Genomic DNA, 7,532 nt, shown 5'->3' with positions numbered 1-7,532 from the left:
CTGCATAATAGCATACAAAAAATGCAACACTTTCTTATTCCATTCAAAAAGAGCCATATAACAATGATCTCCACTGTTATATGGCTCTTCAAAATGTAGAAGTGCAATCAAAAATATCTACCTTAGATTCCCATTAAAATGTATTATTTTAATGTACCGGAAATTGTAACAGAGATGCTCTTCTTAGGCATCTTCTTGCAGCTTGCTGCTTTGTACTTCTTCTGAGAATACTTATTCCAAGTATTAACGACCATTACCTGTGTGTTGCCGGTCTTAACACCCGGATCCGGAGTAAGTGTAGGGTTCTTGATGGTCTTTACTGTAGAACCGTCAATCTTTAATGTTGCAGATGTTACTTTGAGTTTCTTCTTGTCCTTACCTGCAAGGCTTGTGTCTACATAAATGCTGTTCCAGCCGCCATCCTTTGCAAAGGATTTCAGTTTCGCACCGGAAGCGGTTACTGTTACAGTAAAGCTGCCTTTCTTGATGGTTGCGTTAGAAACCTTAATTCCCTTGATGGATGCTTTCTTGTTTCCATTCATAACACCCTTGCTGCGGTTTGAGTCGTCGTGGTTAGAAAGTACACCATTATAGCTCTTGCTTGCGAAGCAAAGATATGCAGTTGCGCTGGATGCAGCGTCAGCCTTCTTGGAAACCTGTGGTACAGCAACAATAGAAGAAGCTGCAACAGTTGCTGCTAATGCAACAGAAAATACTCTTTTTGCTACATTTGATAATCTCATAATATTGCCTCCTTAATAAGTATATAAATTTGCAAATCCATAATAGCACACTCATATTTTCCTGTCAATAATTGCGAGTGCAAAATCCGTGGAAAATAGCGGAAAAATCGGCATTAAACTATATTTTGTGCGGCGTTATTTTTTCTATTTGAAATAGATTTATTCAATCAACACATCTGCCCCTTTTGTGACATAAAAATGCCGGATTTCTGCCATATTTTCTTCACTGTTTGAACACAATTACCGCGCCAGAAAATCTGTGATCTCCGCAATATATAAGGTATGATAATCTTTGTCTGCATACCATTTTTCATCAATCTCCGAATCAAGAAACTCCTCCGGCTTAAGTTCTGTAGCAGACATGGCTCGGCAGATCAATACGAGATTCGCCTGATCCACATATGGAACACCATTCTGATAATTGATCTCTACGCCTGCTTCTTTAATCTTATCCTCTGTGCGTCCGGACACCGTTCCCAGATATTTGAGCATATTGCGATGCTTCTCTCCCAGAAATGACAAGGAAAAGGTTCCCTCTTTATCAATAAACTCTTTTGTATAGCGGCTTTGACGAATTACAATAAAAGCAGCATTTTTCCCCCACATAACCCCCATGCCACCCCAGGAAGCTGTCATGGTATTTACCTTCTCCTCATTTCCTGCTGTTACCAGCATCCATTCCTTTCCGATCTTATCAAATGGACTGCATTCCATCATATCGGCTGTAAATGACTGAAAACTATGCATAATATTCCTCCATTCTGCAGATGCTCTGCAACTATATTTTTTGATAATATGCGGATTCCTTCTCCCGGATCTCCGCTTTATCTATAGTATATATTTTCCGCATATTTTTGACAAGCTCTCCATAAAATGATAGGATAACGCTGATAGACGAATTTCACAGAAATCGAGGTTTTTCTTATGAAAATAGAGATGCATGCACATACCGGTGAGGCAAGTCCCTGCGCCAATGTTTCTGCCGGGCAGATTCCTGTTTTGTATCAACAGACGGGCTATGATGCCATTGTGATCACGGATCACTACTGTAAATGGGCTCAAGAACGAAGTGGAGCAGAGACAGCTGAAGCTTACGCACAATATTTCTTAAATGGATACCAGACTGCTAAGGCTGCCGGAGATAAAATCGGCTTTCCTGTTCTTCTGGGAGCAGAGGCGAATCTGCCGGGCAGTCCCAATGATTATCTGCTTTATGGCATTACCGAGAAGTTTATCCTGCAGCATCCGGATCTTCACGAAATGACTCTGAAGGAGCTTTATGCACTTTGTCAGAAGGAACAGATCCTTCTTTTACAGGCACATCCTTACCGGACGTACTGTACTCCGGCTGATCCGGCTTATCTGGACGGTGCCGAGAGCTACAATGGTAATCCAAGGCACAATAATCAGAATGAGCTTGCCAAAGAATGGTCGCAAAAATATCATATGATCCAATCTTCCGGAAGTGATTTTCACGAGCTGGAGGATGTGGCAAAGGGCGGCATTGAAACCTCCATACCTGTCACAGATACCCGTGCACTTTATCAGGTGCTGCGTTCCGGGAACTACAAGTTGCTTACCTCTTAAGCTGTCCCATTTAAACTAAACTATTTTTACACTTTGATGAAACTATATCGTTTCACAATGCCTATGTAATGAATCATCGGGAAATGAGGAAAAGAGATGAAAAAAAATGAGAATCTGAATAAGATGCGGGAAATGTTTCTCCGCTTAAAAAATCAATGGAATGAAGAACCAAAAGCAGTTCCGCAGGTTATTTACCGTAAAGGAAAGCTCCTTGGCTTTAATCTTCTGGATACAGCGGTATCTGCGTATGCCGGACAGGCCGCATTTATGATGATCCTGTCTTTTTTTCCTTTTACCATGTTTATGCTGGTTCTGTTACAGCGTCTGCCACTATCCCCGGAGCTTTTAATTACCGCTGTGGAGGCATTTCTTCCGGAATCATTTCGTAAATTTATGGCAGATATTATTAATGGCATCTATACAACACAGACCTCATCCTTGCTGCCTGTGACTGTTATTGCCGCCTTATGGCTTGGATCAAAGTCTTTCCTTTCCATTATCTACGGTCTGAATTCCGTGTATAAGATTCCCGAAACACGAGGATACTTTACCCTACGTCTCTGGGCAATGATTTACACTTTGCTTTTTGCTCTGCTGATCATTGCAACTCTTGTGCTTCTGGTATTTGGTAATCAGCTTTTTCTGCGGATCACCAAAATCTTTCCGTTGTTGACCCATATCCTGCTTCCCATTATCAGCTTTCGTTCCACCGCAGGTTTTTTCATTATGCTCCTTTTCTTTACCGGTATGTATGTACTGATCCCGAATCATAAGCTGCACGGCTATGTCTCAGACTATGTTCCTTCAGATGAGATTGCAGGAAGCACGATCACACCAAGCCGCGTTACTTTTATCAGCCAGTTGCCCGGTGCGATCACCGCTACCATTGGTTGGCTTGGTTTTTCTTATCTTTACTCCTTTTATGTGGATCACATCAGTAATTATTCCTCCATCTACGGAGCCATGACCACCATCGCCCTGCTAATGGTATGGCTTTATGCCTGTATGTATATCCTCTTCTTTGGTGGCTGGTTAAATGAAATGGTCCGTCGTTTTTTCAACTGATATTACCGAACCCCACAATGACTGTAATAATGCTGTAAAATTTCTTTATAGCTTTTCCCCTGTCTTGCCATTTCCCCGGCGCCATTCTGGCTCATTCCCACGCCATGACCAAGACCTCCTCCCATCAGTGTAAATACAACTTTTCCATCCTCTGTTCCGTCCAAAACGGTAAAAGCTGCACTTGGCAGCATAGAAAGCACTACCTTCTCACCGGATTTCTTTTTCAAGATCTCGATTCCCGCCGGATATAACTGCTGTCTGATCTTTTCCTGACCTTCTAATGTGACCCGGCCTTTTGTCCCGCTGACCCGAAGGCTGCGGATCAGTCCGCTTCTGCCCCGTTTCAATATCCTGATCTTTTCCGCCTTACCAATCCCAAGCTTTGCTCCCAGCGTTTCTGCCGGAAGCTTTACCTGCCAGCGATACCAGTCATAACCGGAATCATATGTCTCTATGGAATCCTTTGTAATAAAATCATAAAATCCCGACTCCTGCAGCAGGCTCTGTCCCGGAGTCTTTCCAGCTCTCTGAAAACGGATCGGATAATTCTGCCCGGCATTTCCACCCCAGGCTTCCTGCTCGGATGCACTGTATCCCCAGGATGTAGAATAATAATATGTGGTGATGACCTTATTGCCGGAATATACCATTTTCCCGGCAGTTGACCTGACCGCTTTTCTGGTGCGTGCATCTTCTCCGGACATATGATACACCTGAAAAGACGTGGTATCATCCACATCTGCACCATACGCTTTATAGCTGTTGGAACGCATCTGTCTCCAGGCAAAGGAGCGGGCACAGACCGCCTGCGCCTTTAATGCCTCCATAGGGTATGAGGACGGCATTTCACTTGGCACAACTCCATACAAATATTCCCGCAATGTCAATGTATTGACTAAAAGCAGGCCCTGCTTTTTCTTTACAATCTTCATCGTTCCACGATATACCGGATTTTTGCCCGATCTTGTGATCGAAACGACCTTTATTCTTCCTTTGGAACAGGAAATGTCAACCTTATTCCCGATATGATGACGTCCCTTTGCTGCAAAGGTTACCGTCTGCCCTTTTGCATAACATTTTTTTCTTCCATTTTGTGATACCACGAGCTCCCCTGTTCCACGAATCTGAATGGTATCATGATAAATACTGTTCATTGCATCGTTTGTCAGAAGAACACGGATCTTATCCTGATCCTTTTTGGTGGAAACCCTCTTCGTTTCCGACGGTTGATGCGTAAGCTCTTTCCATTCCTTCTGAAAGAGTCCCTTTCGGTGACAGTCATAAATAATACATACCAAAAAAAGCACCGACAATGTAAGTAAAAGCCATAGCCGGCGCCTCATTTTCTGTTTATTTGTTATTTTTCGTGTTGAGCGAACTTTCCTTCTTTGCTGTACCATTCGTTTTCCTTCTGTCATTTCTGCTTCAACTTCATATATCAACAAAATATATCAGATATTTTCCAGCGTCCATGCTTGTTTCGTTACTCGAATCTAATATATTCCGGCAACCTGTCTTTTATGAATAATGACGCCTCCTGTATAAAACGCAATGCTCTTTCATAGGTGTAATATACCGGCTGTTCCGGCACCGGAGCCTGGTCAAAAAAGAATTGGCGAACCCATTTTCTGCTATCTGCCAGCTCCTGTGATGTGATCATATCGAATGCTGCCGTTTCCCGGATACTGCATTGATCCTCACAAAGCAGGCATCTCCTCATTTCATCCATCCCCGGATATTCCACGCCCAGCCGGAAATCAATCTGATTTACATCATAAGTAAAATGCTCAAAGGTCTCTGCATCCCGGTCGGTCAGACCCCGCACGGCAATCTTTTCCATAAACTCCGGCCGCACTGTTTTCATAAAGATCTCATCTGTCAGAATATGAGTAATATAACCAAGATATAAATCTCTGTCCAAAGACGGATCAGACAACATTTTCCTCGAAAACTGCCGTATTCTCTGATGAAAAAGCTGTAGGTTGGACGGAGCAGTAAACTCCCGGTCCGGTATTCCATCACGGAAATGTGTATGCATTTTCATGGGACGTGTGTACCCTTTCCGGGACATAATCCCATCCGGTGCCAGATTTCCCAATACAAAATGAACCGGATCTTTTAATTGGAGTAAGCTGCCATCAGCCGCTTTATCTATATGAAGCAGTTCTATCGTCACTGCCAGATGTTCTACCGATCCCGCCATATAAAAACCAGCCTTTCAAAAACAATATTGCGATCTGCGATGCTGTCAGCTCTGGGAACTATCCGTTTACTGATTCACCGTCACCAAATTTTATTTGCGCTTCTGTAATGCCTGATTCGCCGTCTGTACCAGATAGCCCATTGCAATGCCCGGATAATTTCCTGCCGCTGTTTCTCCTGTGAGCATCAATGCATCTGCACCATCCAACACTGCATTATAAATATCCGATACCTCCGCTCTGGTTGGCACCATTGCCTCCTCCATAGAATGAAGAAGCTGTGTCACTACCATAAACGGTTTGCCTGCTTTTTTGCATCGTTCACTGATATCCTTCTGGATCGCCGGAAGCTCCCAAAGGGGAACTGCCATTCCAAGATCTCCTCTGGCGATCACGATCATATCACTCTCCGGAATGATCTCATCAACCGCCTCGTAGCCCGCCAGATTTTCAATCTTGGCAAAGATCCGGATATCTCCCACACCTTCTGCCTGCAGCGTCTTTCTCAAATTAATTACATCCTGTGCTCCACGCACAAACGGAAGCATTACACCGGTCACTCCTGCTTCCTGAGCATTATGAATATTGGCCATATCTGCCTTTGTCAAAGTCGGCAGCTCCAACTCCAATCCGGGAATTGTGATACTTTTCTTGGATTTCAGAACACCGCCGCGCACAACAATACATTCTGCATAATTTTCTTTTGCCTTTTTGACCTTCAACAGAAGCTTGCCATCATCCACCAGAATTTCCTGTCCCTTTTCCAATGATGTTCTGATCTGCTTGGAAAGCTTAATACCACCCTTTCCAAGAATAACCTTTTTGCCCTCCTCCAGGATAATAGGCTTCTTCAGCTTACCAATTCGAAGCTCCGGTCCCTGCAGATCTACTAAAAGCTCCGGTTTTATGTCACACCGTTTTGCAGCACGGCGCATATTCTCCAGCCATTCCTCTCGATCATCCAGATCCTGATGCGACAGATTCACCCGCACTCCCGTCATACCGGTACGAAACATTTCTTCCAATGTTTTCTCACTCTCACAAGCACTTCCCAAGGTGCCATAAAATTCGATCTTATTCTTCATTATCGTCTCCATTCCGCAGATTTCTGCGTGATCCTTTCCAATAACCATACCTTATTACTATAGACCATTTCTACTCAAGAAAAAAGGACTTGATTTTTTGTCTTAAATACGATAGAATAATGTCCAGTGCTGAAATAGCTCAGTTGGTAGAGCACTTCACTCGTAATGAAGGGGTCGTCGGTTCGAGTCCGATTTTCAGCTTTGATATAAAAGTCTTAGAAACCTGGAGTTTCTAGGGCTTTTGTCGTTTCCGGGCAACTTCCTGATTTGTCGATTGAAGCCCAAAACAGCCGAAAAGGCATTCCGTTTTCCATTTTAATTTGGAAAACTTTTTGGAAAATCAAAGATCATTCTCAGTGCAGTGATTTGCATAGCAATCACATTTTTAAGGAGGATGATACCTATGAGTAAAAGAAGACATGGAGAAGGCTGCTGGGATAGCATCTCAGCAAAAGGAATCACCTACAAACGATTTCGTATTGATGGGCAAAGCTTTACCGACAAGACAGAAAAGGCATGTAAAGCAAATACCTAAAATGGAAGAATGGTCAAAAAACCAACCTGACAGACAAAAAGACAACTGTCAAACAAGTAGCACTAGAATGGCTTGACAGCAAAAAAAACATATCAAATCATCAACTTATGATGGATATGAATACTTTGTCACTGATATTCTAGGCAAAAACAATGATGCATCCAGTGATTTAGGTTCAGCACAGATATTAAACGTAACGAGAGTGTGATACTTTTTCTGTAAAATAATGATTAGAAGGTTCTTCTATGATAAAATAAATATCATTAGGAGGGCCTTTTATTATGGCAAGACAAAAGAAACCTGTACATCGAGTACA

General features: G+C 42.9%; 8 protein-coding genes and 1 tRNA gene. 4 read left to right on the top strand and 5 right to left on the bottom strand.

What is annotated here, in order from left to right:
• Positions 1-143: 143 nt before the first annotated feature.
• Positions 144-743 (bottom strand): hypothetical protein, encoded by a 600-nt coding sequence (locus tag H8704_RS08140; protein ID WP_118676549.1) that lies wholly within the window; start codon positions 741-743, stop codon positions 144-146.
• Between the two features lie 240 nt (positions 744-983).
• Positions 984-1,490, bottom strand: a complete 507-nt coding sequence (locus H8704_RS08135) for a flavin reductase family protein (protein WP_118676551.1) — start codon at positions 1,488-1,490, stop codon at positions 984-986.
• Positions 1,491-1,667: 177 nt separating this feature from the next.
• Between H8704_RS08135 and H8704_RS08130 the strand changes: the two genes are divergently transcribed.
• Together H8704_RS08130 and H8704_RS08125 are read left to right on the top strand one after the other, a co-directional pair.
• Positions 1,668-2,330 carry a PHP domain-containing protein gene (locus H8704_RS08130; protein WP_118676553.1) on the top strand — a complete coding sequence of 221 codons (663 nt, stop codon included), beginning with the start codon at positions 1,668-1,670 and terminating at the stop codon, positions 2,328-2,330.
• A 96-nt stretch (positions 2,331-2,426) separates the two neighbouring features.
• Positions 2,427-3,395 (top strand): YihY/virulence factor BrkB family protein, encoded by a 969-nt coding sequence (locus H8704_RS08125; RefSeq protein WP_249297922.1) that lies wholly within the window; start codon positions 2,427-2,429, stop codon positions 3,393-3,395.
• 2 nt (positions 3,396-3,397) lie between these two features.
• On the opposite strand, the gene H8704_RS08120 is transcribed toward H8704_RS08125, so the two are convergent.
• From H8704_RS08120 to pyk, 3 genes are all read right to left on the bottom strand, one after another.
• A complete protein-coding gene (locus tag H8704_RS08120) occupies positions 3,398-4,795 on the bottom strand; it encodes a SpoIID/LytB domain-containing protein (RefSeq protein WP_249297921.1) in 1,398 nt (465 codons plus the stop codon).
• 83 nt (positions 4,796-4,878) lie between these two features.
• The gene (locus H8704_RS08115; protein WP_118689340.1) at positions 4,879-5,598 is read right to left on the bottom strand and encodes a zinc dependent phospholipase C family protein; all 720 of its coding nucleotides are present in this window, start codon (positions 5,596-5,598) and stop codon (positions 4,879-4,881) included.
• A 90-nt stretch (positions 5,599-5,688) separates the two neighbouring features.
• Positions 5,689-6,681: a pyruvate kinase gene (gene pyk, locus H8704_RS08110; protein ID WP_243105506.1), complete on the bottom strand. Its 993-nt coding sequence runs from the start codon at positions 6,679-6,681 to the stop codon at positions 5,689-5,691.
• Positions 6,682-6,809: 128 nt separating this feature from the next.
• Here pyk and H8704_RS08105 point away from each other — a divergent pair.
• Together H8704_RS08105 and H8704_RS14120 are read left to right on the top strand one after the other, a co-directional pair.
• A tRNA-Thr gene (locus H8704_RS08105) sits at positions 6,810-6,882 on the top strand.
• A 202-nt stretch (positions 6,883-7,084) separates the two neighbouring features.
• A complete protein-coding gene (locus H8704_RS14120) occupies positions 7,085-7,216 on the top strand; it encodes a hypothetical protein (protein WP_283241967.1) in 132 nt (43 codons plus the stop codon).
• Positions 7,217-7,532: the final 316 nt, after the last annotated feature.

Source organism: Jutongia huaianensis (assembly GCF_014384985.1).
GTDB classification, from domain to species: domain Bacteria; phylum Bacillota; class Clostridia; order Lachnospirales; family Lachnospiraceae; genus Jutongia; species Jutongia huaianensis.
Note: the sequence above shows the minus strand (reverse complement) of the source record. Positions and strands in the feature narration are given on the sequence as shown.

Excerpts from the sequence above, each read along its gene's own strand:
- H8704_RS08140 (WP_118676549.1), bottom strand. The coding sequence starts at position 743 with ATGAGATTATCAAATGTAGCAAAAAGAGTATTTTCTGTTGCATTAGCA.
- H8704_RS08135 (WP_118676551.1), bottom strand. The coding sequence starts at position 1,490 with ATGCATAGTTTTCAGTCATTTACAGCCGATATGATGGAATGCAGTCCA.
- H8704_RS08130 (WP_118676553.1), top strand. The coding sequence starts at position 1,668 with ATGAAAATAGAGATGCATGCACATACCGGTGAGGCAAGTCCCTGCGCC.
- H8704_RS08125 (WP_249297922.1), top strand. The coding sequence starts at position 2,427 with ATGAAAAAAAATGAGAATCTGAATAAGATGCGGGAAATGTTTCTCCGC.
- H8704_RS08120 (WP_249297921.1), bottom strand. The coding sequence starts at position 4,795 with ATGGTACAGCAAAGAAGGAAAGTTCGCTCAACACGAAAAATAACAAAT.
- H8704_RS08115 (WP_118689340.1), bottom strand. The coding sequence starts at position 5,598 with ATGGCGGGATCGGTAGAACATCTGGCAGTGACGATAGAACTGCTTCAT.
- pyk (WP_243105506.1), bottom strand. The coding sequence starts at position 6,681 with ATGAAGAATAAGATCGAATTTTATGGCACCTTGGGAAGTGCTTGTGAG.
- H8704_RS14120 (WP_283241967.1), top strand. The coding sequence starts at position 7,085 with ATGAGTAAAAGAAGACATGGAGAAGGCTGCTGGGATAGCATCTCAGCA.